Raw genomic sequence first — 25837 nt, 5'->3', positions numbered from 1 at the left:
CGGCATCAGGCGGCGGCCGGTCGGGATAGGTCGGCACGCCGGACCGTCGCGCCCGGGAGGCCGCGGCCCTTGACCAGGGCGTAGACTGCCGGAATCACGATCAGGGTGAGGAGCGTCGAGGAGACCATGCCGTCGATCACGGGGGAAACCCTTCAGGCGCGATGGAGCCGTGAGGTCGCGGCCGTGACCGCCGCGCGTCAGGGGGCGCGGCATCGACCGGCGCTCACGCCGGCATCGGGCTTCAGGATCGAGGGGGCTCGGGCGGCGGCCGCGCCGCGAGGCTGGCAGAGTCGGCGTCCGCTCGCCAGCGCGCCGCGACCGGCACGAAGGTGCTGACCGGTACGCCTGCCGCTTCTCCAGTGGCCGCCGCGCCTCGATTGACGCATCGCGGCCGATCCCCGACAAGGCGGCGCCCGCGGTCTGACTCGAACGGGGCCGGGGCCTCCCGCTCGCCGCCGCTGGCCGATGCTGTTCAACTCCTTCGTCTTCCTTCTCGCCTTCCTGCCGGCCGCGCTGGCGCTGCACGCGCTCGTCGCGCGCTACAGGCCCGGCTGGCGGCTGCCGCTGCTGGTCGCGCTGTCGCTCGTCTTCTACGGCTGGTGGGACCCGCGATTCGTGCCGCTGCTGCTCGGCTCGATCCTCGCGAACTGGCTCGTCGCCCGGGCTTTCCTGCGCCGCCGGAGCGCGTGGCTGATCCCGGCGGCGGTCGCGGGCAACCTCGCGGTGCTGGCGCTGTTCAAGTACCTCGACTTCCTCAGCGATCTCGCGAACCTGATCCCGGGCTTGAGCGCACCGCGGCCCGGCTGGGTGCTGCCGCTCGGCATCTCGTTCTTCACCTTCCACCACATCATGTACCTGACGGATCTCCGGGCCGGCCGCGCCCCGGCCTACGGCCTGACCAAGTACGCCCTCTACATCGCCTTCTTCCCGCAGGTTCTCGCCGGCCCGCTCGTGCGCTGGAGCGAGATCATGCACCAGTTCGACGAGCGCCCCTACGCGCGGCCCGACGCCGCCGAGCGGATCGCGCGCGGGCTGATGCTGCTGACCGTCGGCTTGTCCAAGAAGGTGTTCCTGGGCGATCCCCTGGCGGCCTACGTCAACCCGGTCTTCCAGGCCGCCGCCGCCGGCAAGGCCGCGACCGCGGCCGAGGCGTGGCAGGCGACGCTCGGCTTCACCTTCCAGATCTACTTCGACTTCTCGGGCTACACCGACATGGCGCTCGGCATCGCCCTGCTGTTCGGCCTCGTGCTGCCGCAGAACTTCGACGTGCCCTACCGCGCCGCGTCCCTGCGCGACTTCTGGCGGCGCTGGCACATGACCCTGTCGCGCTTCCTGCGCGACTACCTCTACATCCCGCTCGGCGGCAACCGGCGCGGCCTCGCGATCCAGGTCGCGGCGCTCTTCGCCACGATGACGCTCGGCGGCCTGTGGCACGGGGCGGGGCTGACCTTCGTCGCCTGGGGGGCCCTGCACGGCCTCGGCCTCGGTGCCGGCATCCTGTTCCGTCGGGCCGGCCTGCGCATGCCCGCGATCCTCGGGTGGGCGCTCACCGCGCTGTTCGTGGTGCTGACCTGGGTGCTGTTCCGCGCGGCGAGCTTCGAGGCGGCGCTGATCGTGTTCAAGGGGCTCTTCGGCCTCGGCCCCGCCGGCTCGGGCTTCAAGTGGCGCACCATCGCGGTCGCGGCCGCCGTCGCGACGCTGGGCCCGAGCGCCTGGGCCGCCGTGCACCGGCTGCCGCCGCACCGGCTGCTTGCGGCGGCCTTCGGGCTGCTGTTCGTGATCGTCCTGCTCAAGATCGGGGACGATGCGAACTACGAGTTCATCTACTTCCAGTTCTGACGCGATGGCGAGCCTCACGCCCGATGCGGCCTGGCACCGCTTCGTCCGCCTCGCCCTCGGCACGGCGGCCGGGCTCGCGCTCGGCTATCTCGGCCTCGCCTACGCGATCGATCCCTACGACAGCGGGCGCTCGACCCTGTTCTCGGTGGGCGGCGTCCGGCCCCAGGGGCCGCGCACGGCCTCGGCGAGCCGCGGGCGCGATCCGGCCTTCACCGGCGCGATCATCGGCAATTCGCACATCCAGCTCGTGGAGCCGGCGCGGCTCTCGGCGCTGACCGGCATTGCCTTCGTGCAGCTCGCGGTGCCCGCGACCGGACCCGGCGAGCAGTTCCTGATCCTCGACTGGTACCTGCGCCACCATCCGGGGCCGGAGGCGGTGGTGGTCGCCGCCGACGAGTACTGGTGCACCGATGATCCGGCGCTGCCGAACGCCAAGCCGTTTCCGTTCTGGCTGCTCTCCTCGGACGTACCCGCCTACCTCCGCGGCCTGATGCGCTTCTCGGTGGCGCAGGAGGTGGTGGGCCGCAGCGGCTGGCTGATGCGCCGGCGGCGTCCGCTGAGCCCGGCCGACGGCTGGTGGGACTACGAGCCCGACTACCTGCGCCTCGGCGACGCCGACGACCCGCGCCTCGCGGCCGACCGCGACCGGCCCGCTCCGGACGCGCCCGACCCCCACCGCGCCGGACCGTTCCCCGCCGCCGCGCGCTTCGCCGCCGCGCTCGGCCGCGTGCCGCGGGCGACGCCGGTCGTCCTGGTGTTCCCGCCGCTCTACGCGGCCGGACTTCCGCGCCCCGGCACGGGGCGCGCGCGGGCGGACGCCGCCTGCCGCGAGGCGCTCGCCGGGGCGCTCGCCGCCCATCCCCGTGCCGCGGTGCTCGATTGGCGCCGCGATCGCCCGGAGACCCGCGACGCCGCCCTGTTCTTCGACCAGACCCATTACCGGCACCCGCTCGCCCGGCAGGTCGCGGACGACATCGCGGATGCCCTGCGCCGCCTGCGGGTCGATCGAGACTGAGGACATCAATCGTCGATCGATGCTGCCGACCGTGGCGCCTTTGCCGCATGAATCGGCGCCGTAACCGCGCCATCCGCAGCTTGCACGAGGGTGCGTTGTCGCCGGAATCCACCTCGACTATACGGCACGGAACTCTCGCCGCAGACCGGCCGTACGCGACATGGAAGGGCGACGCATGGCGAAGGTGACGCTGGAGGACGGCTACGTTCCGTCCGACGACGAGCCCTTCATGAACGAGCGCCAGCGCGAGTACTTTCGGCGCAAGCTGCTCGGCTGGAAGAGCGATATCCTGCGGGAGGCGCAGGACACCCTGGTGGCGCTCCAGAGCGAGAACGAGAACCATCCCGACATCGCCGACCGCGCCTCGTCGGAGACCGACCGTGCGATCGAACTTCGCGCCCGCGACCGGCAGCGCAAGCTCACCGGCAAGATCGACGCGGCGCTCGCCCGCATCGAGGACCGCTCCTACGGCTACTGCGAGGAGACCGGCGAGCCAATCTCCCTGCGCCGGCTCGATGCCCGGCCGATCGCGACGCTGTCCCTCGAAGCGCAGGAACGCCACGAGCGGCGCGAACGCGTCTACCGCGACGACTGATTTCCGGTCCTGCGGCGCGGCCGGAACGAAGAAGCACGGTCTCCCGCGGCGAGGCACCGGGCACAGCCGGCTGGACCTTGCCGCGGATGATCCACGTCGGGCGCGGTCGTGGCGCACCGGCGGGCGATCAGAACGGCAGCAGGATGTCGACGAGCTGCTGGCCGTAGCGGGGCTGCTGCACGTCGGTGATCTGGCCGCGGCCGCCGTAGGCGATGCGCGCCTGCGCGATCTTGGTGGAATCGATGGTGTTGTCGGATTCGATGTCCTCCGGCCGGACGACGCCGGCCACGATCAGCTCGCGCACCTCGAAGTTGATCCGGATCTCCTGCTTGCCCTCGACCACGAGGTTGCCGTTGGGCAGCACCTGCGTGACGATGGCCGCGACGTTCGTCGACACCGTCTCGGTGCGCTGCACCGAGCCCGCGCCGTCGCTCGACGTGTTGGACGTGGCGGTGAGCAGCTTGTCCGGTGTGACCCCGGCGGCCAGCACCGCGGCGTTCTTCTCCAGGCCCCCTGCGTTCGGGACCCCGAAGCCCTCCGCGTTCGAGCGCGAGCGCTTGGTCTCGTTCGAGATGTTGGCCTGATCCGTGACGTTGACCTTCACCGTCACGAGGTCGCCGATCCGCGCGGCGCGCTGATCCTTGAAGAAGGCCCGCGAGCCCGTCCGCCACAGGGAGTTCGGCGCGTAGGAGACGGGCTGCACGTCCGGCATCGGCAGGCGCACCGGCTTGTAGCCGGCCTGCGCGGTCGGGTCCTCGATCGCCGAGAGGTTCGGCGTCGCGCCGACCTGCGCGAGGCGGTCGACGGTGTTGCAGGCGCCGAGGCCCGTGCAGGCCAGGAGCGTTGCGGCGAGCGGCAGGGCACGCGGACGATGACGCATCGTGTCGATCCTGTTCGATGCTGTGGACGCGGTCAGCGGAGGGTGTTCGGCGGCTCGGCGCTCGCCTGCCGCTGGAGCGGGGCGGGGCCGACCGAGACCCGGCCCGGCCCGACGACGACGGCCTGGAGCACCTTCTTCGATGCGACGTTGACGACGTTCACGGTGGCGCCGAGCCGCCCGGCATCGGTCGCTTGGCCGCGCATCGCGAGGCTGATGCCGGGCGAGTCGTAGACGATGGTCACCGCCTCGCCGCGCGCCACGAGGTCCGGCGGCGCGGTGTCGCCCTGCCGGAGGATCGCGCCCGCGGTGAGGGTGCGCTGCGCAACCTCGCCGGCCAGACTCGCGACGGACCCCTGCGCGTCCGGCGGCGCACCCTCGCGCGGGCGGCGCTCGATCGCGAGGTCGGCCCCTGTGACCGGCTCTCCGCGGTTGATCGTGCGGTTGATGATCGCGACCTCGCGCATCTCGACGACGACGCCGGACACGCGCAGCGACGCCTGCCGCTCGCCGAGGCTCACGAGGCCGCCGATCCGGCGGGAGCGCGGGTCGTAGGTCAGGTCGAGGGCCGACACCTGTCCGTCGAGATCGACCGGCGCCAGGAGCGTCGGCGCGTCGCCGTCGAGGCGGACGCTGACGGTCTTCGCGTCGAGGCCGTAGCCCGCTTCGAGGGCGCGGCGCAGGGCCGCCTCGATCTCCTGCGGGCCGACCCGGCGGGCCGCGCGCTGCACCGCGACCTGGAGGCGTCCGCCGGTCTCGATCGCGCCGAGGTCGAGGGCCGCGAGCGCCTCGACGATGCGCCGGGCCTGGATCGTCCCGGTGGCGCCGAGCGCCGGCGCCCGGAACATCGGGCGCTTGGCGGCCGCGGCCGGCGCGCCCTCGACGAGATCGTCCAGGGTCAGCACGTCGCCGCGGGCCGTGACGTCGCCGCGCAGGCGCATCGGCCCGTCCGCCAGCGCCGGCAGGGTGTAGGCGCCGAGCGCCGCCAGCGCGAGGAACGCCAGGGCCGCGCGCAGCAGCACGCCGGGGCCGAGCGGCGCGACGCGGGCGGGCGGCCTCGGGTCGGCGTTCTGCGGATCGTTGAGGAGAGGCATGACCGTCGGTCTCGTGAGCGCTGTCAACTGCGGAACATCTGCGAGGTGGTGGAGAGCATCTGGTCGGCGGCGGTGACGACCTTCGAGTTCATCTCGTAGGCGCGCTGCGCCGCGATCAGCGACGAGATCTCGGTGACCGCGTTGACGTTGGCCTCCTCCAGGTACGATTGCTGAAGGTTGCCGAAGCCCTCCGCCCCCGGCAGCCCGCTGATCGCCGGCCCCGAGGCCGCGCTCTCGATGAACAGGTTGTCGCCGACCGATTCGAGGCCGGTCTTGTTGACGAAGCGGGCGAGCTGGAACTGCCCCAGGGTCTGCGGCGCAGTCTGGCCCGGCAGGGTCGCCTGCACCGCGCCCGTGGCGCTGATGGTCACGGCGGTGGCGGTGTTCGGCACCGTGATGCCGGGATCGAGGAGGTAGCCGTCGCGGGTGACGAGCTGACCTTGGGCGGAGAGGTCGAACGAGCCGTCGCGGCTGTAGGCGGTGCGTCCGTCCGGCATCGTCACGCGGAAGAAGCCCTCGCCGCGGATCGCGACGTCGTAGTCCTTCTCCGTCGAGGTCAGCGTGCCCTGCGACATGATGCGGGCGGTCGAGACCGTCTTCACGCCCGAGCCGATCGCCAGCCCCGCGGGGAGCTGCGTGTTCTGGTCCGAGGTCGAGGCGCCGGCCCGGCGCAGGTTCTGGTAGAGCAGATCCTGGAAATGGGCCTGCTGGCGCTTGTAGCCCGTCGTGCGCAGGTTCGCGATGTTGTTGGAGATGACCTGGACGTTGAGTTCCTGTGCCGCCATGCCCGTGGCGGCGGCGTAGAGCGCGCGCATCGCGGCGGCTCCCGATCAGGCGACGTCGGCGAGGCGGCGGATCGCCGTGCCCCGCAGGTCGTCGAGGCGCGTGATCACGCTGGAGACCATGGCGTAGGCCCGGTTCACGTCCATCAGCCGGGTCATCTCGAGCACCGGCTTGACGTTGGAGCGCTCCAGCGCTCCGGATTCGAGCCGCCCCTTGATCCCGGCGGCCTGCGGTTGGTCGGTCGAGGTGTAGAGGTTTGCGCCCGCGTTGGTGAGCCGCTGCGGGTTGGCGAAGGTGACGAGCCGCACGCGGCCCCGCACGCCGAGGTTGGTCGAGACCGTGCCGTCCGGGCCGATCGAGAGCCCGGTCTCCTGCGCGTTGATGGTGATCGGGCCGCCCTCGCCCTGCACGGCGTAGCCGTCGCTGTTGACCAGCGTCCCCTGCGCGTCGACCTCGAAGGCGCCGTTGCGGGTGTAGCGCTCCCCCTGCGGCGTCTTCACCGCGAAGAACGCCTCGCCCTGGATCGCCACGTGCACCGGGTTGCCGTCCGGCTCGATCGCGCCCTGGCCGAGGTCGAGCGCGGTGCCCTGGTCGATCACGTAGGAGAGGCGGCGGTCCGAGCCGGAGAACGAATCCGCGCTGGCCGTCGGCATCAGGTACTCCTGGAAGCGGGTGCTGCGCCCCTTGAAGCCGGTGGTCGAGACGTTCGCCATGTTGTTGGCGATCACGTCGAGCTCGCGCTGAAGCGCGGCTTGGCTCGACACGCCGACGAGGAGGGCATTCTGCATCGTGGACTCGACCGTTCGTGCCGCGGCGGCGGCGACGACCTCAGCCGCATCCCCCGTGCCATCCGGTACGCGGATCTTTTCGGATTATTCCACAAGGGTTTGACTGAATTGCGCGGCTTGGCTGCCGGGCGCCGGACCGGTCCGGCGGCAAAGCCGACCCGGCAGGTTTTGCCGCCTTAACGGCGCGTTAACCGTGGCCGCCGATACCGGATGCGATCGGGTCGGGGCCTCACGCGCCCCGGACGATCACGGGACGATCGCGGACACACCCCTCATGGCCAAGAAGCCCAAGAAGGCGCCCGCCGCCGACGGCGAAGGCGGGCAGGCCGAAGCCCCGAAAAGCAGGAAGAAGCTCATCGTCATCGCCGCGGCGGTGCTGATCGTCGGCGGTGCCGGCGGCGGCTTCCTGATGAAGAAGCGGGCCGCCGCGCACGCGGAAGCCGAGCACGCCGAGCAGACCGCCGAGGTGAAGAAGCCGGCGGTGTTCCTCGACATCCGCGAGATGGTGCTGAACCTCAGCCCCGACGCAGGCCCGGACAAGGCCAAGTTCGCCAAGCTGCGCATCGCCCTCGAACTGAAGGACGCCAAGGTCGAGGGCGAGGTGAAGCCGCTCATGCCCCGGGTCGAGGACGCGCTGCAGGTCTACATGCGCGACCTGCGCAGCAGCGACCTCTCGGGCTCGCTCGGCCTCTACCGCCTGCGCGAGGAACTGCTCCGCCGCGTCAACGTCGCGGTCTATCCGGCCAAGGTCGAGGCGGTGCTCTTCAAGGACGTGATCGTCCAGTAGGACGCGGCGGGCGTGCCCGCTCCACCGCTTCGCATCGCCCGTAAACAGCCCGAGGCAACCGCCGCGGCGCCCCCGAATCGAGCGGACCATGGAACCCGACGACCCGAACGCGGAGGACGACTGGTCGGCGGCCCTGCTGGAGCAGGCGGCCGAGGGCGGCGACGCCTCGCTCGCCGAGGAATGGGGCGCGGCATTAGCCGAGCAGGGCACCACGCGCAACGCCAGCGACGTCGCCGCCGAGTGGGCGACGATGATCGAGGACGGGGAGACCGACAATCTCCCCGAACTCGCCGGCAACGACCGCATCCTCAACCAGGACGAGATCGACGACGTCCTCGGCTTCTCGCTGCGCGAGCTCTCGGCCTCCGGGGCCGGGGGCGTGCGCGCCATCGTCGATTCGGGCGTCGTCCAGTACGAACGCCTGCCGATGCTGGAGATCGTCTTCGACCGGATGATCCGGTTGCTGTCGACCTCTCTGCGCAACTTCTTCCAGGACAACGTCGAGGTGACGCTCGACAACATCACCTCGGTGCGCTTCGGCGACTACCTCAACGCGATCCCGCTCCCGACGCTGCTCGGGGTGTTCAAGGCCGACGCGTGGGAGAATTCCGGCCTCGTCACGGTCGAGTCGAACCTCGCCTACTCGACGCTGGACCTCCTGCTCGGGGGCAAGCGCGGCGGCTCGTCGAGTCGCCTCGACGGGCGCCCCTTCACCACGATCGAGATGCAGCTCGTGCGCCGGCTCGTCGAGATCATCCTCGGCGACCTCGAACTCTCGTTCCAGCCGCTCTCGCCGGTGCGCTTCTCGATCGACCGGATCGAGACCAACCCGCGCTTTGCCACGATCACGCGGCCGGCCAACGCCGCGATCCTGATCTCCTTGCGCCTCGACATGGACGGGCGCGGCGGCCTGCTGCAGATCCTGTTCCCCTACGCCACCATCGAGCCGATCCGTGAACTGCTCATGCAGAGCTTCATGGGCGAGAAGCTCGGCCGCGACCACGTCTGGGAGGGGCACCTCGCCACCGAGATCTGGCAGGCGGACGTGGCGATGGAGGCGGTGCTCCACGAGATGATGCTGCCGTTGAAGCGCGTCATGGCGCTGAAGGTCGGCGACACGCTGATGTTCGACGCCAAGCCCAGCGACCTCATCACCGTCCGCTGCGGTGCGTGGGCCCTGACGCAGGGGCGGATCGGGCGGGTCGACGACAGCATCGCCGTGCAGGTGACGCGCCCCCTGCGGCGCTCCCGCACGACGCTCCAGGCCTACGAGGCCTCGATGAACAACCGCAGCGACGGCTGACGACGAAGGATTCCTGGGTCATGAGCCTCCTCGTCACGCTCGCCGCCGACGGCCTCGTCGCGGTCCTCCTCGTCGCCACCATCGTGTCGTCGATGCGGCTGTCGCGCCGCATCGCCCAGCTCAAGGGCGACGAGGCGGCGCTCCGGCAGACCATCGGCGACCTGATGGTGGCGACCGCGACCGCCGAGCGCGCCATCGCCGGCCTGCGTGGGGCGCTGGACGAGTGCGACCGGACGCTCGCCGAACGGCTCGGCACCGCCGAGCGCTACGCGGCCGACCTCTCCGCGCAGGTCGAGGCCGGCGAGGGCGTCATCAGCCGCATCGGCGCGATCGTCGCGCAGGTGCGGGGCGGCAGCGCCCCTGCCGCGGAGCCCGCCCGTGCGCACGCGGTCGCCGCGAGCCCGCGCCCAGCCGTTCGCGCCGCCGCGGAGCCTCCGCATCCCGAAGGTCCGCACGGAGAGCGCCTGGGCGCGGCTGCGGCCGCTGCGCTCGCCATGACCGAACGTGCGCTCAGGCGCGTCCAGAGCCGGGCCGCATGACGCGCAGACCGCCCGCCAAGGCCGATCCGACGTCCGTCGCACCCGTCGGGGGAGCCGTTGCGCGGAAGGCGCGGACGCCGCTCGGCCGCTCGCGCCTTCGCCCTTCGCGACCGGTGCGCCTGCGCCTGATCGATGCCGTGACGCTCGCCGCCGGCGGCCTGCTGGTGCTGAAGCTCGTCGCGATGACGGTGGAGACGCCGCAGGCCGGCACCGAGCTGCCCGCCTTCGCCCGCGTGCTGGCCAAGGCCCGCACGGGCTACGAGCCGCCCGACCCGTCGACGACGGGGTCCGTCACGCCCAAGGAGCCGGAGAAGGCGGAAGGCAAGAAGTCCGAACCGCCGCCGAGGGCGCAGCCGCCGATGCCGGAGCCGGTCTCGGCCACCGAGCGCGCGCTGCTGGAGAAGCTCGGCGCCCGCCGCGACGCGCTCAAGCAGAAGGGCGACGAGCTGGAGCTGCGCGAGCGGATGCTCGGCGAGGCCGAGCGCAAGCTCGAATCCGGTCTCGGCGACCTCAAGCAGGCGGAGGAGCGGGTCGACGTCTCCGGCAAGGGCAAGGCCGAGGCGGAGAGAGCCGGCCTGAAGAACATCGTCACCATGTACGAGACGATGAAGCCGAAGGACGCCGCCAGGGTCTTCGACCGCCTCGGCCACGACGTGCTGGTGCCCCTCGTCCTGGCGATGAACCCGCGCAAGATGGCCGAGGTGCTGGCCGTGATGCAGTCCGAGGCCGCCGAGCGGCTGACGATCGCGCTCGCCAACCGCGCCCGGGGCGTCACCGGTCCGCAGGCCGCCGCCGGATCGGCGCTCCCGCCGAACGAACTGCCGGCGATCGACCCGGCACCGGCCGGGCGGTGACACGCCTCAAGGCGTTCGCGCCGCGACGCGTGCGCAGCTTGATCCACGCGACGGGGCCGGAGAACCACGCGACCCGCCGCCGAGGACGGCGCGTCATCGATCAGCAGGCGCGGCCGCCGGCGCGCCGGTCCGTGCCAGGAGAGCCAGCAGGAGATCCACGGTCGCCTCGATGCTGCCGAGCCCCTTGGCGTCCCGCGCGCGACCGCCGAGATCGAGGTCGATCGCCCCGTGCAGCGTGGCGTAGATCAGCCCGGTCAGCCGTTCCGTCTCGACGGCTTCGAGGCGATCGCCGAACCCGCACCGTTCGACGATCGCGTTAAAAGTCTGGAACGCCCCCCAGGCGGCGACCTCCATGGTCCCGCCGGCGGAGACCAGGCCCGGGTCGCTGAACAGCAGGCGGTATCGCGCCGGATGCGCCCGCGCGTAGGCGACCAGCACCATCGCGGCCGCTCGCAGCGCCGGACCGGCTTCCCGCAGGTCGTCCGCCGTCGCCTGGAACGCGTCCCGCAATCCGTCGAAGTCCCGCTCCGCGACCGCGGCGAGCAGGGCGTTGCGGTCGCGGAAGTGCCGGTAGGGTGCGTTGTGCGACACGCCCACGATCTCGGCGACGGCCCTCAGCGTCACCGCGCCCTGGCCGCCGGCGTCCAGCAGATCGGACGCCGCCGCGACGAGGCGTCCCTTGGTGTTCTCGATCATGGCGCACGCTTGATCGACACCGTTGACAACGTCAACAATGCGCTTACGTTGACATTGTCAACAAGGGATGTCCGACATGAAGAGCGTCGTCGTCACCGGTGTTTCCACCGGCATCGGCCGAGGCATCGCAGCCGTGATGGTGAAGCGCGGCTGGCAGGTGTTCGGCAGCGTGCGCAAGGAGGCGGACGCCCGGACCCTCCGGGCCGAGCTCGGCGAGGCGTTCGTCCCGCTCGTCCTCGACGTCGAGGACGACGCGGCCATCGTCGCGGCCTCCGTCGTGGTCCGGGCGCACCTGGGCGGCCGCACCCTCGACGGACTGGTGAACAATGCCGGCATGGCGTTGGCCGACCCGCTGCTGGTCCAGACGGTCGCCGACTTCCGCAGGCAGATCGAGGTGAACCTGATCGGCATGTTCGCCGTCACGCGCGCCTTCGCGCCGCTGCTCGGCGCGGAGCCGGGCCTCGAAGGACCGAAGGGGCGGATCGTCAACATCAGCTCGGTCGGCGGCAGGATCGGCCCGCCGTTCCTGGGCGCCTACGCCGCGTCCAAGCACGGCGTGGAGGGCTTCTCCGAGAGTCTGCGCCGGGAGCTGCAACTGGTCGGCATCGACGTGGTCATCGTGGGCCCGGGTGCCGTCGCGACGCCGACCTGGGACAAGGCGGAAGCCGCCCCGTCCGCCCACCTCGCGGGTACGATGTGGGAGCGGCCGTTCCGGGCGTTCCGGGACACCATGATCGAGAACGGACGCAAGGGGCTGACGTCCGATCAGATCGGTGAGGTCGTGCGGACGGCGCTCACGGCGGCCAAGCCGCGGGCGCGCTACGCGCCGGTGCCGGGCAAGCTGCTGAACTGGACCCTGCCGACGACGCTCCCGAGCCGCCTTGTGGACCGCCTGATCGGCGGGCAGCTCGGGTTGCGTCATAGGCCGAGCTGAAAACGATTCAGGAGCCTGTCGGACGCGGCAGCCGCGCGTGCCCTTGCACGAGTTCCACTCTGCTGAGCCTGAACCCTGTCGAACCCCGTTGCGGGCACGACATCGTTCGGCTGGACCCAGGCGCCCGTGGGATGGGAACGGTCATCACCGCGCTGCCTCGCTTTGCTCGGCGATGCCCGATGCGGAGACCGCGCCCTCCGAGGCGGCCGATGCCTGAGCGGGGCGATCGCGCGCCGCCCGTTCCTCACGCTGCGCTTCGTCGCTCGGCCGCCTCCTCGATGCAGCCGGCATCCGCTTGAGCGAGGATGGCCGCTGCGCGCACCAGCCCCTCCGCGCCGTCGAGGGCACCGCGGCGCAGTTCCAGCCCGAGGAAGCGCTCGCGCGCGAAGGGACCGGGCAGCGTCAAGGCAGCGGCCGCATCTTCCGCGAAGCCGAAGCGCGCGTAGTACGGCGCGTCGCCGACGAGCAGCACGGCACCGTGGCCGAGCGCCTCCGCCCGGCCCAGCCCCGCCTGCATCAGCACGCGGCCGAGGCCCTGGCCCTGAAGCGCCGGATCGACGGCGAGCGGCCCGAGCAGCAGGGCGGGTCGGCCGGCGCCGGCCTCGACGTGCCACAGGCGCAACGTCCCGACGAGGCGGCCGGCGCGGGTCGCGCAGAAGGCGAGGCCGCGCGCGGGCAGGCGGCCCTCGCGCAGCCGCTCGGAGGTTTTCGCGGATCGGTTGGTGCCGAAGCACGCGTCGAGCAGGCGCTCGCGCGCCGCGACGTCGCGGTGGTGCTCCGCACGGATCTGGATCACGGCCGTAGCCTCCCCGTCTTCTCGTGACGCATGGGGAACGCAGCACCCCGCAGGACCCGCCGTAGGAAGGCGGGCCGAACGGAGCGGGCGATGTCGGTTGGGAATTGAAGCCTTGCCGGTTCCGGGCGACCGAGCCGCCCGGAACCGATCGACGATCAGATCACGATCTGCTGGAGCGGGGGAAAGCCGTTGAAGGCCACCGCCGCGTAGGTCGTGGTGTAGGCGCCGGTGCCCTCGATCAGCACCTTGTCGCCGATCGAGAGCGAGATCGGCAGCGGGTAGTGGTCGCGCTCGTACAGCACGTCCATCGAGTCGCAGGTCGGGCCGGCGAGCACGCACGGGCTCATGCGGTCGCCGTCGTGGTCGGTGCGCACGGGGTAGCGGATCGACTCGTCCATGGTCTCGGCCAAGCCGCCGAACTTGCCGATGTCGAGGTAGACCCAGCGCACCTCGTCCTCGGCCGTCGACTTCTTCGAGATCAGCACCACCTCGGCCTCGATCAGCCCGGCATTGCCGACCATGCCGCGGCCCGGCTCGATGATCGTCTCCGGCAGCCGGTTGCCGAAGTGCTTGGTCAGCGCGCGGAAGATCGCGTCGCCGTAGGATTCCACACCCGGCACCTGCTTGAGGTACTTGGTCGGGAAGCCGCCGCCGAGGTTGACCATGGACAGGCTGATGCCGCGCGAGCCGCACTCGCGGAAGATCGCCGAGGCCGCGGCGAGCGCCCCGTCCCAGGCTTCCGTGTTGCCCTGCTGCGAGCCGACGTGGAACGACACGCCGTAGGCCGCGAGGCCGTGGCGATGGGCATGCTCCAGCACGTCGACGGCCATCTCCGGCTCGCACCCGAACTTGCGCGACAGCGGCCAGTCGGCGCCGGCTCCGTCGCACAGGATGCGGCAGAATACCTGCACGTCGGCGACCTCGATGCCGGCCGCGACGCTCGCGCGAAAGATCTTCTCGACCTCCGCCTCGCAATCGACGGCGAACAGCCGGATGCCGAGACGGAGCGCGCGACCGATGCAGCGCTCCTTCTTGATGGTGTTGCCGAACGAGATCCGGTTCGCGGTGGCGCCGGCCGACAGCGCCATCTCGATCTCGGCGACCGACGCCGTGTCGAAGCACGAGCCCATGTCGGCCAAGAGCCGCAGCACCTCGGGGGCCGGGTTCGCCTTGACGGCGTAGAACACGCGGGTGTCGGGGAGAGCCCGCGCGAAGGCGGTGTAGTTCTCGCGCACCACGTCGAGGTCGAGGACCATCACGGGGCCCTCGTCGCGGCCGAGGTCGCGGCGGACGCGCAGGAAGTCGCGGATGCGATCGGTCATGTCGGTTCCAACCCACAGGTTCGCGGCGCCCTTCACGCGGGGCGCACGATCGAAGATGTGACGGCCCATGCGGACCGCCGGCGTCTGGGGGCGATGCGTCGCCCGGACCCGCGCGCTTTGGAGACGCGACGATCCGTGCGGGCGCATCAGCACCCGGAAGCTGCCGTGGATTGGATGGGGTTGCCATCCGCACGCCGGGCAAAGAGAAACAAGCCTCTTCGGTGCCGGCCTTTGGAGGGCCGACGAGACCAAAAAAGCCCGTTCGTCGTTGCTTTAAGCTGCGTCCCCCGTGGAGAGCGGGGTTCGCCGGTTTCGCCTCCGGCTGCCGGTTGTTGTCGGGGTCCGGTGTTGCCACCTGGATGCCGGCCGGAGGGAATCCACCCTGTCGACCATCGATCCTTTAAGACCCCTGGCGGCTGTCCGGCAGTTGGCCGGATGCCCACCAACCGACACGCGGCCACAGGCACGTGCGAAATTGGGCAAGGGTCATATACGGACCGCGGACGCCCGCCACAAGGGGAATTTCGCGCCGCGGCGCAGCAAATCCCGCACGCGTCCCCAGGATGTTGCCCACGTGCACCGCCGCCGCCGCCGTGGGCTTTCCAAGCGGCCCCCGAGCGGGCATTTCAGGCCGGCCGGTACGGCGCCGCGGCCGGCCTTCGTCGGCGCGGAATCCCCGTTGCTCCGTCATCCCCGTGCGGAGCCGGACCTGCATCTCACATCCACTCAGACGACGCGGCGGGCATCCATGGTCGAGGTGAGACGCTCGGGCGGTGCCGCGACGGATGACGGCGCGAGCCGCCCCGAGGGGGGCCGGGTGACGGTGCGCGCCGCTCGCCTCGACGATCTCGACGCCCTCGTCGCCCTGGAGCACGCGACCTTCGCCACCGACCGGGCCGAGCGCCGCGCGATCCGCCACGCGATCCGGTCGGCGACGATGAGCGTTCTGGTGATGCTCCTCGACGAGGGGGAGGGAGCCTGCGTGCTGGTCGGCGCGGCAACCCTCGAGCGCCGCAGGAACAGCCGCGGCGCCCGGCTGTCCTCGATCGCGGTCTCCTCCGCCCGCGCCGGCCTCGGCCTCGGGGGTCGCCTGATGGAGGCCGTCGAGGCCGAGGCCCGCCGCCACGGCTGCACGCGGCTCACGCTGGAGGTTCGGGCCGACAACGGCGCCGGCCTGCGGCTCTACGAGCGCCGCGGGTACACGCGCTTCTCCGTGCGCGAAGGCTACTACGAGGACGGGATGGAGGCGTGGTGCTACGAGCGCGCGCTCGACGGCGCGTCCCCCTCCCGGTCGAGGGCGTAGTGTGCGCCACCCGCACCCGCGTCGTGCCGGATTCAGGGAGTGTTATCAGCCTCGCGCTAGATCGTCGCTCCTAGCCCCGCGCCTGCCCGCACCGGGTCGTCTCCCGAAGGCTTAGCCCATGGCCGTGATCGCCGCTTTCATCCTGAACGCCGGGCTGAACTTCGCCCTCGGGCTGATCATCGCCAAGCTGCTGGGACCGGCCGATTTCGGCCGCTTCGCGCTGGCGACTGCGGGTGCCATCGTCCTGAACACCGTGCTGTTCGAGTGGCTGCGGCTCTCGGCGACCCGGTTCTACTCGGCCCGCGTGCGCGCGACCGAGCCGTGGATTCGGCACGGCCTCGACCGGGCCTACACGATCCTGGCGGTCGTGCTGCTCGCCGCCGCCGCCCTGTGCGGCGGGCTCGGGCTCGGCGCGGGCGCGGACGGGCGCGGCGCGATCCTCTGCGGCGCGATGCTCGCGGCCCTCGGCATCGGGGTGTTCGACTACCACGCGGCGCTCGCGCGCGCGCGCTTCGACGGGCGGCTGTATTTCGGCCTCGTCGCGGTCAAGAACCTGCTCGCCCTCGCGATGATGGCCGGCGCCGCGTGGTTCCTGCGAGAGCCCGCCTGGGTGCTGGCGGCCGCCGGCCTCAGCCAGCTCCTCGCCGTGCTGATCCTGCGCCGCCCCTTGCGCGATCCCGAGACCGCGCGCGAGGGGTCGAAGGTCCGCGAGACGTGGCGGCTGTTCCTGCGCTACGGCCTGCCCCTGATCGCGGCGAACGCCGTCTACCAGGCGCTGCCCTTCCTCAACCGCGGGACGATCGCGGCGCAGGCGGGCTTCGCCGAGGCCGGCTACTTCGCGCTGGCCGCCGACGTCACCGCGCGCAGCCTGACCATGCTCGGCACGGCGCTCGACCTGCTGCTGTTCCAACTCGCCGTGCGCGCCGAGGAGCAGCACGGCCGGGCGGCGGCCGAGCGGCAGGTGGCCGGCAACGCCGCCACGGTCTTCGCCCTGCTGCTGCCCTGCGCCGTCGGATTCTGGGCGGTTCTGCCCGCCCTCCAGGCGCTGGTGGTGCCGGAGGCCTATCGCGGGCCGTTCGGTCTCTATGCCGGCCTGCTGATCCCCGGCCTGTTCTGCCTCGCGATGATGCACTTCGCCCTGAACCCGGTCTTCCAGATCCGCCGCCGCACCCTGCCGGTGATCGCGGCGGCGGCCGTCGGCTTGGCCGGCAACGGCCTCGGCCTCCTCGTGCTGCCGCCGCTGCTCGGGGGCGCCGGCATCGCGCTGGCGCAGACGCTGGGTCTCGGCGCCGCCTTCCTCTGGCTCGCCGCGCGGGCGCTGACCGGAGCGGACCGCCTGCGCCTGCCCTGGCGCGAAATCCTCTCCGCCGCCGTCGCCTGCGGCGCGATGGCGGCGGCGCTGGCGCCCCTGCGCCACCTCGACCCGCCGAGCGCCCTGGCGCTCTGCGTGCCGGTCGGCGCCGGGCTCTACGCGATCCTCGTCTGGACCTTCGACATCGCGGGCCTGCGCGGCCACGTGGAGGCACGGTTCCGCCCAGCCCATCCCGCGCCGGCCGCGTAGCGCGCGGGCGCGTTCCCCTTTGCAAGGCCGGCGCAATCCCGCATGATCCCGCCGTAAAGGCCGCCGGCAAGGCGGCCGCAGGGCGGGAAGCGATGCCATCCTACGAGCCCCGGGACGAGGGCGAGGCCGCGGAGATCGTCAGCGCGGCGGCCGCGCGCTCGGAACGGCTCCGCCTCGTCGGCGGCGACACCAAGGCCGGCCTCGGACGACCGGCGCAGGACGAGGCGACCCTGTCGGCGCGGGGGCTCTCCGGCATCACCCTCTACGAGCCCGCCGAGATGGTCGTCTCGGCCCGCGCCGGCACGCCGCTCGCCGAGGTTCAGGCGCTGCTGGCGGCCCGCGGGCAGATGCTGCCCTTCGAGCCGATGGATTTTCGCGGACTCATGGGCACCGCGGGCGAGCCGACCTTCGGCGCGGTGGCGGCGTCCAACAACTCGGGGCCACGCCGCATCAACGCGGGCGCGGCGCGCGACAGCCTGATCGGCGTGCGCTTCGTCAACGGGCGCGGACAGGCGATCAAGTCCGGCGGCCGGGTGATGAAGAACGTCACCGGCCTCGACCTCGTGAAGCTGATGGCCGGCGCCTGGGGCACCCTCGGGCTGCTCACCGAGGTGACGTTCAAGGTGCTGCCGGTGCAGGAGCGGGTCGCGACCCTGGTGTTCTCCGGCCTCGACGATGCCCGCGCGGTCGCGGCTCTGTCGGCCGCGCTCGGCTCGCCGTTCGAGCTGACCGGCGCGGCCCACCTCCCGGCCGGCCTCGAAGGCGCACACGCCCGCACGCTGATGCGCCTCGAAGGGTTCTCGGAGTCGCTGGACTACCGGATCGGCGAACTGCGCAAGCTGCTCAGGCCCTTCGGCGCCGCCGAGGTCGTGGAGCGCGAGCCCGGCGCCGCGCTCTGGACGGCGATCCGCGACGCGACGGCCTTCGCCGGCACCACCGAGGCGGTGTGGCGGATCTCGACCGCGCCGACGCGGGCACCGGCGCTCGCCGCCGCGATCGGGCGGGCACTGCCGGCGCGCTGGTTCTACGATTGGGGCGGCGGCCTGATCTGGCTCGCCGTCCCGGCCGAGGACGATGCCGGGGCGGAGGCGATCCGCACGGCCCTCGCCGAGCAGGGCGGCCACGCGACGCTGATCCGCGCGCTCGACGCCGTGCGCGCGGCCGTGCCGGTGTTTCAGCCGCTCTCCGAACTGCTGATGCGGGTGACGCTGGGGATCAAGGCGGCGCACGACCCGGCGGGGGTGTTCAACCCGGGGCGGATGTATGCGGGGGTCTGACCCGCCCGAAGCCTCGCTGCCGCATCGCGGTCGCTCTCAAAGGATGGCAAGGAAGGCGGACCGATCCGGACCGCCGACGCCATCGGCCCGGAAGAAGTCGCAGCAGGACGCGCCGTGCAAACCAGCTTTACCCTTGCCCAGCTCGCCGACCCGGCGATGGCGGCCTCGGAAAAGATCCTGCGCACCTGCGTGCATTGCGGGTTCTGCACCGCCACCTGCCCGACCTACCTGCTGCTCGGCGACGAGCTCGACAGTCCGCGCGGCCGCATCTACCTGATCAAGGACATGCTGGAGGGCGGCAAGACGGCGAGCGCCGAGGTGGTCCGCCACATCGACCGCTGCCTCTCGTGCCTGTCCTGCATGACCACCTGCCCGTCCGGCGTGCACTACATGCACCTCGTCGATCATGCCCGCAGCCATATCGAGCAGACGTTCTCGCGCCGCCTCGACGACCGGCTGCTGCGCGCGGTGCTGGCCTTCGTGCTGCCCTACCCGAACCGGTTCCGGCTGGCGCTGCTCGGCGCCAAGCTCGGGAGCCCGTTCAGGGGGCTGGTGGCGCGCCTGCCGCGAATCGGCAACCGGCTTGCGGCGATGCTCGACCTCGCGCCCGCCGCCCTGCCGGCCCGCGACCCGACCGACCGGCCCGCGACGTTCCCCGCGGCCGGCGGCGCGGTCGCGGAAAAGCGCGTGGCGCTGCTGCGCGGCTGCGCCCAGAGCGTGCTGCGGCCGGACTTCAACGCGGCGGCGATCCGGCTGCTGAACCGGCACGGCGTCGCGGTGGTGCATGCCGCCGGCGAGGGCTGCTGCGGGGCGCTGACCCACCACATGGGCAAGGCGGAAAGTTCGCACGCGCACGCCAAGCGCACCATCGACGCCTGGATCGCGGAGGCCGACGGCGCCGGCCTCGACGCCATCGTGGTCACGGCGTCGGGCTGTGGCACGACGATCAAGGATTACGGCTTCCTGTTCCGCGACGACCCGGCCTACGCCGAGAAGGCGGCCCGCGTCTCGGCGCTGGCCCGGGACGTGACGGAGTACGTCGCCGCGCTCGGCCTGAGGCCGCCGGTGATCGAGAGCGACCTCGTCGTCGCCTACCATTCGGCCTGCTCGATGCAGCACGGCCAGGGCCTCCGCACCGAGCCCAAGAGCCTGCTGAAGGCCGCCGGCTTCATGGTGAAGGACGTGCCCGAGGGCCACATCTGCTGCGGCTCGGCCGGCACCTACAACATCCTCCAGCCGGAGTTGGCCAGGGCGCTGCGTGCCCGCAAGGTCGCCAACATCGCGCGCATGCGCCCCGACGTGATCGCCACCGGCAACATCGGCTGCGCCACGCAGATCGGGAAGGGGACGGACATCCCGATCGTGCACACGGTGGAGTTGCTGGACTGGGCGACCGGGGGACCGCGGCCGGCGGCCTTGGAGGCGCTCGCCGATCACCGGCCGCTGGTGGCGGCCGAGTGAGGCGGCCGGCCGTTCAGCGTTCGAGCTGATAGGTCACCGGAATCCAGCGATATCCGGCGCCTGCCCGCGCGACGTAGCCGAGCGACGGGAACGACGTGTGGTAGCCCGCGACGACGATGTCGTCGGCAGCGGCCATGTCGTAGATCCGGCGCCGCGTGGCGGCACCCGCGGCCTTGTCCATGTCGAACAGGGCGTGCCACTCGGGATGGCTGAGCGAGGCGACCTCGTGGTGGGCGCAATCGCCCCAGACCAGCATCCGCCTGCCCGCGCTCTCCACGTGGAAGGCGAGGTGTCCCGGCGTGTGTCCGTGGGCCGCGAGCGCGTGGATGCCCGGGACCACGGCGTCGCCGGGAGCGACGAAGCGCGTCCGTTCGCCGAGCGGCACGAGGTTCGACCGGAACACCAGCGCCGACTTGGCCTCGTTGCCCTCGGGCGCGGCCGCGAGGCGTTCGGGCTTCGTCCAGAAATCGTACTCCACCGCGCCGACGATCAGGCGCGCGTTCGGGAAGGCGGGGCGGCCGTCCCGCATCAGGCCGCCGATGTGGTCGGTGTGGCAGTGCGTCAGAACCACGACGTCGACGGCGTCGGGCTCTGTGCCGGCGGCGCGCAGCCGCTCGACGAGCCGCCCGCCGGCCGGCGGGGGCACGAAGCCGACGGCGCCGTTGCCGGTATCGAACAGGACCTTCTCCTGCCCGGTATCGACCAGGACGGGGGTGAAGCCCGGCTGGAAGCGAGCCGCCGGGAGCCGGTTCTCGCGCATCAGCGCCTCGACCTCGTCCTTCGGCCGGTCCTCGCCGACGATCGGCCACGGGCCGTCGGTCAGGCCTGCGGCATCGAGCAGCATCGTCACCGTGAACGCGCCGAGGGCGAAGCGATAGTGCGACGGCGTCTCCGGGCCGAGCCGCGCGGGCCCGGCATCGGCCGGCCGCAGGACGAGCGCCGGGGCGGCCAGCGCGGCCGCGCCGGTTGCGGCGAGCCGCCGTCGTGTCAGTCCGATCATCGTGCCGATTCCCTTGCCTGGTCCCGCGGGGCAGACTGCGCCGCGCGACCCTGAAGCGAGACCTATCAGCGGCAGGAGGACACGCGCTTGTACGAACGTGCTGCCGGCAACGCCGCGCTCGGACCGCTCTGGCACGTGGCGGGCGCGACCACGTTCTTTGCCGGGCCGCTGCGCTACAACGCCGGCCACCAGCATGGCGCGCCGGTCTACCTCGCCGGGCTCTACGGCGCGTTCCGCCTGCGGGTCGGGACGGGCGCGTGGACCACCTGCCGGACGGCGATGATCCCGGCCGGAATCGTCCACGAACTCGACCTCGGCGGCGATCCCCTCGGCGTGCTCTACGTCGAGCCGAGCGGGGCAGGGGACGAGGCGCTGATTCCGCTCCTTCACGGCACCCGCGAGGTCGCAGGTGCCCTGGTCGGCGATGCGGGCGAGACGGTGGCGCTGCGCGACCTGTTCGAGGATCGGGCGGCGGCGCAGGAGGCCGGCCCGGCGCTCGCGGACCTGCTCCGGTTCTCGTCGCCGCGCGCGGGACGAAGCATCGACGGGCGGATCGCGCGGGCCATGGAGATCCTGCACGCGAACCCGGAGGCGACGTTGCCGGCGGCCGCGCTCGGCAGGGCGGTCGGCCTCTCCGCCTCGCGCTTCCAGCACCTGTTCACGGCATCGGTGGGCGTACCGTTCCGGCGCTACCGCGCGTGGATGCGGATGCGCCGGGCGATCCGCGCGGTCGTCGCCGGAGGCAATTTCACCGCGGCTGCCCACGAGGCGGGCTTTGCGGATCAGGCGCACTTCGCCCACGATTTCCGCCGGACGTTCGGTGCGCCCGCCTCCTTGAGCCTGCTCCACATCCGGCGTTGAGCCGGGTCAGGGCGCGGGCGCCTGCAACGTCGCCAGCACGAAAACCCGGATCGCCGAGGACAGGTTCTGCGCGCCCCGCCCGGCATCGATCGCACCGATCAGCGCCGGCACCGACTGCCCGCGCGCGGCGGCGATCGCCCGCAGTGCGTCCCAGAACGGGTCCTCCAGCGACACGCTGGTGCGGTGGCCCGCGATCATCACCGAACGCTTGGTGACGCCCGCGCTCATGCCTCCGGGTCTTGGTCCGTCGTCCCGCCCTTCAGGCGGTGGCCTTCGTGGCGGGAGGCCTCCAGGGCCGTCTTGCGTTCCTGGAGGGTCCTGGCCTTCTTCGGGCGGCCGAAGGCGACGCGGTTGTCGGCCGCCTGCGCCTCGCGCGCGCTGCGAAGGCGCGCCTTGCGGGCCTGCCGCAGGTTGATGATCTCGGCCATGCGCCCGCCTCCCGATCGTTGCGCTGGTTCGGCAATCTATTCGGCGCTCGGCGCCAGCATGGTCTCGGGCCGCACCACGCGCTCGAACTCGGCCTCCGTGACGTAGCCGAGGCGCAGCGCCTCCTCCTTCAGGGTCGTGCCGCGCTTGTGCGCGGTCTTGGCGATCTCGGCGGCCCTGTCGTAGCCGATCGAGGGCGCGAGCGCGGTCACCAGCATCAGCGAGCGGCCCATCAGGTCGGCGATGCGGTCCTCGTTGGCCTTGATGCCGACGACGCAGTTGTCGGTGAAGCTCACCGCGGCGTCGGCCAAGAGCCGCACCGATTGCAGCACCGCGTTGGCGATCACAGGCTTGAACACGTTGAGCTCGAAGTTGCCCTGGGAGCCGGCAAAGCTCACGGTGGTGGCGTTGCCGACGACTTGCGCGCACACCATCGTCATCGCCTCGCACTGGGTCGGGTTGACCTTGCCCGGCATGATCGAGGAGCCGGGCTCGTTCTCCGGCAGCGACAGCTCGCCGAGCCCCGAGCGCGGGCCCGAGGCCAGCAGGCGGATGTCCTGCGCGATCTTGAACAGGCCGGCGGCGAGCGCGGCGAGCGCCCCTTGCGTGAACACCAGCGCGTCGTGCGTCGCCAGCGCCTCGAACTTGTTGGCCGCCGAAGTGAAGGGCAGCCCGGTCAGCTCGGCGACCTTGCCGGCGAAGCGTTCTGCGAATTCCGGGTGCGCGTTCAGCCCGGTGCCCACCGCCGTGCCGCCCTGCGCCAGGGCCAGCACGCCGGGCAGCGTCGCCGCGATCCGCGATCCGCCGAGCGCCACCTGCGCCGCGTAGCCCGAAAATTCCTGGCCGAGCGACACGGGCGTGGCGTCCTGAAGGTGGGTGCGGCCGATCTTGACGATGGCCTCGAAGGCCTGCGCCTTGGCGTCGAGGGCCGTGTGCAGGTGGGTCAGCGCCGGCATCAGCCGGCCGGTGATCTCGCGCGAGACCGCGATGTGCATCGCGGTGGGGAACACGTCGTTCGAGGACTGGCCGCGGTTGCAATGGTCGTTGGGGTGCACCGGCGCCTTGCCGCCGCGCTTTCCCCCCAGCCGCTCGTTGGCCAAGCTCGCGATCACCTCGTTGGCGTTCATGTTGGACTGCGTGCCCGAGCCCGTCTGCCACACCACCAGCGGGAACTCGTCGTCGTGCGCGCCGGCCACCACCTCGGCGGCCGATGCCGCGATCGCCTCCGCGACCGTCGGGTCGAGGCCGCGGAGATCCCGGTTCACCAGGGCCGCGGCCTGCTTCACCAATCCCAGGGCGTGAACCAGGGGCGCCGGCATCCGCTCGGTGCCGATCTTGAAATTCTGGATCGAGCGCTGCGTCTGCGCGCCCCAGTACCGGTGCGCCGGAACCTCGATCGGCCCGAACGTGTCGGACTCCGTGCGGGTGGCGGTCTCGTACGGCGACATCGTGGCCCCTACGTTCGGTGCGGTGCGCGGCCTACCTACGACAGGCAAATCGAAATCGCGATGGCGCTTCTTCCGGCGTCTCGACAAACGGCGCGACCTGTTCTCCGCCGTTCAGAAGGATGGCGCCGATGGCGACGACGGTCGAGATCAACCCCGCGGGGCCCGCGCAGGCCCGCTTCCGGCCACCGGTGCCGGCGCCGCGCCGCACGGCGATGGGCCTGTTCGAATTCCTCAAGGCGGCGCGCGCCAACCCGATCACCACCTGGATGGAGGACCACTTCATCGAGCCCGTGGTGGCCGGCGACGGCGCGATGGGGCGCATCACCGTGGTGAGCGACCCGGCGCTGATCCGCCACCTCCTGGTCGAGAACGTCGCCAACTATCGCAAGGACGACCTCCAGCGCCGCGTCCTGGCGCCGGGCCTCGGCAACGGCCTGCTCAGCGCCGAGGGCGACGCGTGGCGGCTCCAGCGGCGGACGCTCGCGCCGATCTTCTCCGCGCGCACGGTCCAGGGGTTCTCGGCTGCGATGAACGCGGCCGGCGCCAAGCTCGCGCGCCGCCTCGTGCGGCGCGACGGCGCCCGGGTGGACGTCGCCCTGGAGATGACGCGCGTCACCCTCGACGTGCTGGAGCGGACGATCTTCACGCAAGGCTTGCCGGGCGATCCCGACGCCCTCGGCCGCGCGATCACGCGGTTCCTCGAAGCCGTCGGGCCGATCGATCCCCTCGACGTGTTCGGCGTGCCGAGCTTCGTGCCGCGGATCGGCCGCCTGCGGGCGCGGCCGGCCGCGCGCTACTTCGCCGAGGTGGTGGAGGAACTGATCGCCCGGCGGAAGGCCCTGGTCGCGCGGGGCGGGGCGCCGCAGGACCTCCTCACGCTGCTGCTCGGCGCGCAGGACCCCGAGACGGGGCAGGGCCTCACCGACCTGGAGGTGCAGGCCAACATCGTCACCTTCATCGCCGCCGGCCACGAGACTACGGCGAACGCCCTCACCTGGGCGCTCTACTGCCTGTCGCAGGACGACGCGGCGCGCGCGCGCCTCGAAGCGGAGGTCGCCTCGGCGGGGGAGGGCGATTTCGCCGTCGAGCGGCTGCCCTTCGCCAAGGCGGTGATGGAGGAGGCGATGCGGCTGTTCCCGCCGGTGCCGTTCCTGAGCCGTCAGGCGATCCGCGACGACCGGATCGGCCGCATCAAGATCCCGCGCGGCTCGATGGTGCTGGTCGCGCCCTACGTGCTGCACCGCCACCGCACCCTGTGGGACGATCCGGACGCCTTCGTCCCGGAGCGCTTCCTCGGCGCGAACCGCGACCGCATCGCGCGCTTTTCCTACCTGCCGTTCGGGGCGGGGCCGCGGGTCTGCATCGGCCAGAGCTTCTCCCTGCAGGAGGCGGTGATCATCCTCGCCCACGTCGTGCGGGCGGTGCGCTTCCGGTTGCCGGAGGATCATCCGCCGGTGACGCCGCTGCACCGGGTCACGCTGCGGCCCGAGAACGGGCTGCGGATGGATGCGGAGCGGCGGAACTGACGCGCGGCCCGACTCGAACTTCCGAGCTTACGACGGCTGCGATCGGTCATGCGAGCCGGTAAGGTCGGTCCGGGTTGACAGGAACTAATTCTTCTTGCGGAACGCGTCCAGGCTCACGACCTCCGCGCTCGCTTCCGTGCCCTCGCCGTCCTTCTTCGGCATAGGCTTGGCGTTGCGCGGCTCCTTCGGCTCCTCGGCCTTGGCGCCGGTCTGGGCCGCGGGCAGGGCGGGGACGACCTTCGGAACGTTGCTGCCGATCGCCGCGAGGCCGGTGCCCTTCGGTTTCGTCTCGCTCGGCTCGGAGGCGGCGCCCCGCGGGCCGGGCTTCGCCGGGGCCTGCGCCGCGTCCTCGACGGCGGCCTCATTGAGGTCGAATTTGAGGCCGAACTGCACAGACGGATCGAAGAAGCCGGAGAGCGCGTCGAACGGCACCAGCAGCCGTTCCGGAACGCCGGAGAACGACAATCCGACCTCGAAGCTGTGCTCCGTGACGCCGAGGTCCCAGAACTGGTGCTGAAGGACGATCGTCATGTCCTGCGGGTACTTCTCGCGCAGCGCCTGCGACATCCGCACGCCGGGCGCTTCCGTCCGAAACGAGACGTAGAAATGGTGCTCGCCGGCAAGCCCCTCGCGGGCCGCGTCGGTCAGGACCTTGCGGACGACGCCGCGTAGGGCATCCTGCACCAGGAGATCGTATCGGATCAGGTCGTCTGCCATCTGCGGTCGCTCTGTCCGGTCTGCCCGACGACCTG

The 25837-nt window shown here is 71.9% G+C and carries 27 protein-coding genes; 14 read left to right on the top strand and 13 right to left on the bottom strand.

Annotated elements, in window-relative coordinates; genetic code table 11:
- Positions 1 to 5 precede the first annotated feature (5 nt).
- The gene (locus tag ACFE8Y_RS08565) at positions 6 to 140 is read right to left on the bottom strand and encodes a hypothetical protein (RefSeq protein WP_375463972.1); all 135 of its coding nucleotides are present in this window, start codon (positions 138 to 140) and stop codon (positions 6 to 8) included.
- A gap of 325 nt (positions 141 to 465) precedes the next feature.
- On the opposite strand from ACFE8Y_RS08565, the gene ACFE8Y_RS08560 reads away from it, so the two are divergent.
- The 3 genes from ACFE8Y_RS08560 to dksA all read left to right on the top strand — a co-directional run bounded on the left by ACFE8Y_RS08560 (position 466) and on the right by dksA (position 3449).
- Positions 466 to 1839, top strand: a complete 1374-nt coding sequence (locus tag ACFE8Y_RS08560) for an MBOAT family O-acyltransferase (protein WP_375463971.1) — start codon at positions 466 to 468, stop codon at positions 1837 to 1839.
- A 4-nt stretch (positions 1840 to 1843) separates the two neighbouring features.
- Complete coding sequence (locus ACFE8Y_RS08555) at positions 1844 to 2854, top strand: hypothetical protein (protein WP_375463970.1); 1011 nt, start codon at positions 1844 to 1846, stop codon at positions 2852 to 2854.
- A gap of 175 nt (positions 2855 to 3029) precedes the next feature.
- Positions 3030 to 3449, top strand: a complete 420-nt coding sequence (gene dksA, locus ACFE8Y_RS08550; protein ID WP_375463969.1) for an RNA polymerase-binding protein DksA — start codon at positions 3030 to 3032, stop codon at positions 3447 to 3449.
- A 127-nt stretch (positions 3450 to 3576) separates the two neighbouring features.
- Here the strand turns inward: dksA and flgH are convergent, their stop codons facing one another.
- From flgH to flgF, 4 genes are read right to left on the bottom strand one after another with little or no spacing between them, the layout of a single operon-like run.
- Positions 3577 to 4329 carry a flagellar basal body L-ring protein FlgH gene (gene flgH, locus ACFE8Y_RS08545; RefSeq protein WP_375463968.1) on the bottom strand — a complete coding sequence of 251 codons (753 nt, stop codon included), beginning with the start codon at positions 4327 to 4329 and terminating at the stop codon, positions 3577 to 3579.
- Positions 4330 to 4361: 32 nt separating this feature from the next.
- Positions 4362 to 5420: a flagellar basal body P-ring formation chaperone FlgA gene (flgA, locus tag ACFE8Y_RS08540; RefSeq protein ID WP_375463967.1), complete on the bottom strand. Its 1059-nt coding sequence runs from the start codon at positions 5418 to 5420 to the stop codon at positions 4362 to 4364.
- A gap of 23 nt (positions 5421 to 5443) precedes the next feature.
- Positions 5444 to 6235 carry a flagellar basal-body rod protein FlgG gene (gene flgG, locus ACFE8Y_RS08535; RefSeq protein WP_375463966.1) on the bottom strand — a complete coding sequence of 264 codons (792 nt, stop codon included), beginning with the start codon at positions 6233 to 6235 and terminating at the stop codon, positions 5444 to 5446.
- 15 nt (positions 6236 to 6250) lie between these two features.
- Entirely contained in the window at positions 6251 to 6991 is a 741-nt protein-coding gene (gene flgF / locus ACFE8Y_RS08530) for a flagellar basal-body rod protein FlgF (RefSeq protein ID WP_375463965.1), read from the bottom strand.
- 274 nt (positions 6992 to 7265) lie between these two features.
- Here flgF and fliL point away from each other — a divergent pair, with 274 nt between their 5' ends.
- The 4 genes from fliL to ACFE8Y_RS08510 all read left to right on the top strand — a co-directional run bounded on the left by fliL (position 7266) and on the right by ACFE8Y_RS08510 (position 10474).
- Entirely contained in the window at positions 7266 to 7778 is a 513-nt protein-coding gene (gene fliL, locus ACFE8Y_RS08525) for a flagellar basal body-associated protein FliL (protein ID WP_375463964.1), read from the top strand.
- A gap of 88 nt (positions 7779 to 7866) precedes the next feature.
- Positions 7867 to 9081: a flagellar motor switch protein FliM gene (fliM, locus tag ACFE8Y_RS08520; RefSeq protein WP_375463963.1), complete on the top strand. Its 1215-nt coding sequence runs from the start codon at positions 7867 to 7869 to the stop codon at positions 9079 to 9081.
- A 20-nt stretch (positions 9082 to 9101) separates the two neighbouring features.
- The gene (locus ACFE8Y_RS08515; RefSeq protein ID WP_375463962.1) at positions 9102 to 9620 is read left to right on the top strand and encodes a DUF6468 domain-containing protein; all 519 of its coding nucleotides are present in this window, start codon (positions 9102 to 9104) and stop codon (positions 9618 to 9620) included.
- Positions 9617 to 10474 carry a MotE family protein gene (locus ACFE8Y_RS08510; protein ID WP_375463961.1) on the top strand — a complete coding sequence of 286 codons (858 nt, stop codon included), beginning with the start codon at positions 9617 to 9619 and terminating at the stop codon, positions 10472 to 10474. The genes ACFE8Y_RS08515 and ACFE8Y_RS08510 overlap by 4 nt, the downstream gene beginning before the upstream one ends.
- Positions 10475 to 10567: 93 nt before the next feature.
- On the opposite strand, the gene ACFE8Y_RS08505 is transcribed toward ACFE8Y_RS08510, so the two are convergent.
- On the bottom strand, positions 10568 to 11170 hold the full coding sequence (locus ACFE8Y_RS08505) for a TetR/AcrR family transcriptional regulator (RefSeq protein WP_375463960.1): 603 nt from the start codon (positions 11168 to 11170) through the stop codon (positions 10568 to 10570).
- Positions 11171 to 11246: 76 nt separating this feature from the next.
- Between ACFE8Y_RS08505 and ACFE8Y_RS08500 the strand changes: the two genes are divergently transcribed.
- A complete protein-coding gene (locus tag ACFE8Y_RS08500; RefSeq protein WP_375463959.1) occupies positions 11247 to 12104 on the top strand; it encodes an SDR family NAD(P)-dependent oxidoreductase in 858 nt (285 codons plus the stop codon).
- A gap of 244 nt (positions 12105 to 12348) precedes the next feature.
- Here ACFE8Y_RS08500 and ACFE8Y_RS08495 read toward each other — a convergent pair whose 3' ends face one another.
- On the bottom strand, positions 12349 to 12900 hold the full coding sequence (locus ACFE8Y_RS08495) for a GNAT family N-acetyltransferase (RefSeq protein ID WP_375463958.1): 552 nt from the start codon (positions 12898 to 12900) through the stop codon (positions 12349 to 12351).
- 155 nt (positions 12901 to 13055) lie between these two features.
- Positions 13056 to 14222, bottom strand: coding sequence for a type III PLP-dependent enzyme (locus tag ACFE8Y_RS08490; protein WP_375463957.1), 1167 nt, complete (start codon positions 14220 to 14222; stop codon positions 13056 to 13058).
- 748 nt (positions 14223 to 14970) lie between these two features.
- Between ACFE8Y_RS08490 and ACFE8Y_RS08485 the strand changes: the two genes are divergently transcribed.
- The 4 genes from ACFE8Y_RS08485 (at position 14971) to glcF (ending at position 19824) form a co-directional block, all read left to right on the top strand.
- Positions 14971 to 15525, top strand: a complete 555-nt coding sequence (locus tag ACFE8Y_RS08485) for a GNAT family N-acetyltransferase (protein WP_375463956.1) — start codon at positions 14971 to 14973, stop codon at positions 15523 to 15525.
- A 118-nt stretch (positions 15526 to 15643) separates the two neighbouring features.
- Complete coding sequence (locus ACFE8Y_RS08480) at positions 15644 to 17086, top strand: lipopolysaccharide biosynthesis protein (RefSeq protein ID WP_375463955.1); 1443 nt, start codon at positions 15644 to 15646, stop codon at positions 17084 to 17086.
- Positions 17087 to 17178: 92 nt separating this feature from the next.
- Positions 17179 to 18363: a glycolate oxidase subunit GlcE gene (gene glcE, locus ACFE8Y_RS08475; protein WP_375463954.1), complete on the top strand. Its 1185-nt coding sequence runs from the start codon at positions 17179 to 17181 to the stop codon at positions 18361 to 18363.
- Positions 18364 to 18477: 114 nt separating this feature from the next.
- Positions 18478 to 19824 (top strand): glycolate oxidase subunit GlcF, encoded by a 1347-nt coding sequence (gene glcF / locus ACFE8Y_RS08470; RefSeq protein WP_375463953.1) that lies wholly within the window; start codon positions 18478 to 18480, stop codon positions 19822 to 19824.
- Between the two features lie 13 nt (positions 19825 to 19837).
- Here glcF and ACFE8Y_RS08465 read toward each other — a convergent pair whose 3' ends face one another.
- On the bottom strand, positions 19838 to 20824 hold the full coding sequence (locus tag ACFE8Y_RS08465) for an MBL fold metallo-hydrolase (protein WP_375463952.1): 987 nt from the start codon (positions 20822 to 20824) through the stop codon (positions 19838 to 19840).
- Between the two features lie 87 nt (positions 20825 to 20911).
- On the opposite strand from ACFE8Y_RS08465, the gene ACFE8Y_RS08460 reads away from it, so the two are divergent.
- A complete protein-coding gene (locus ACFE8Y_RS08460; RefSeq protein ID WP_375463951.1) occupies positions 20912 to 21685 on the top strand; it encodes a helix-turn-helix transcriptional regulator in 774 nt (257 codons plus the stop codon).
- 6 nt (positions 21686 to 21691) lie between these two features.
- Here ACFE8Y_RS08460 and ACFE8Y_RS08455 read toward each other — a convergent pair whose 3' ends face one another.
- Genes ACFE8Y_RS08455 through fumC form a run of 3 tightly spaced genes read right to left on the bottom strand, consistent with a single transcriptional unit; the run spans position 21692 to position 23559 of the window.
- On the bottom strand, positions 21692 to 21913 hold the full coding sequence (locus ACFE8Y_RS08455) for a ribbon-helix-helix domain-containing protein (RefSeq protein WP_375463950.1): 222 nt from the start codon (positions 21911 to 21913) through the stop codon (positions 21692 to 21694).
- On the bottom strand, positions 21910 to 22113 hold the full coding sequence (locus ACFE8Y_RS08450; protein WP_375463949.1) for a DUF4169 family protein: 204 nt from the start codon (positions 22111 to 22113) through the stop codon (positions 21910 to 21912). The genes ACFE8Y_RS08455 and ACFE8Y_RS08450 overlap by 4 nt, the downstream gene beginning before the upstream one ends.
- 36 nt (positions 22114 to 22149) lie before the next feature.
- On the bottom strand, positions 22150 to 23559 hold the full coding sequence (fumC, locus tag ACFE8Y_RS08445) for a class II fumarate hydratase (protein ID WP_375463948.1): 1410 nt from the start codon (positions 23557 to 23559) through the stop codon (positions 22150 to 22152).
- 128 nt (positions 23560 to 23687) lie between these two features.
- Between fumC and ACFE8Y_RS08440 the strand changes: the two genes are divergently transcribed.
- Positions 23688 to 25085 carry a cytochrome P450 gene (locus ACFE8Y_RS08440; protein ID WP_375463947.1) on the top strand — a complete coding sequence of 466 codons (1398 nt, stop codon included), beginning with the start codon at positions 23688 to 23690 and terminating at the stop codon, positions 25083 to 25085.
- An 84-nt stretch (positions 25086 to 25169) separates the two neighbouring features.
- Here the strand turns inward: ACFE8Y_RS08440 and ACFE8Y_RS08435 are convergent, their stop codons facing one another.
- Positions 25170 to 25802 carry an SspB family protein gene (locus ACFE8Y_RS08435; protein ID WP_375463946.1) on the bottom strand — a complete coding sequence of 211 codons (633 nt, stop codon included), beginning with the start codon at positions 25800 to 25802 and terminating at the stop codon, positions 25170 to 25172.
- Positions 25803 to 25837 lie beyond the last annotated feature (35 nt).

The organism is uncultured Methylobacterium sp. (assembly GCF_964242245.1).
Taxonomy (GTDB): Bacteria; Pseudomonadota; Alphaproteobacteria; order Rhizobiales; family Beijerinckiaceae; genus Methylobacterium.
Note: the sequence above shows the minus strand (reverse complement) of the source record. Positions and strands in the feature narration are given on the sequence as shown.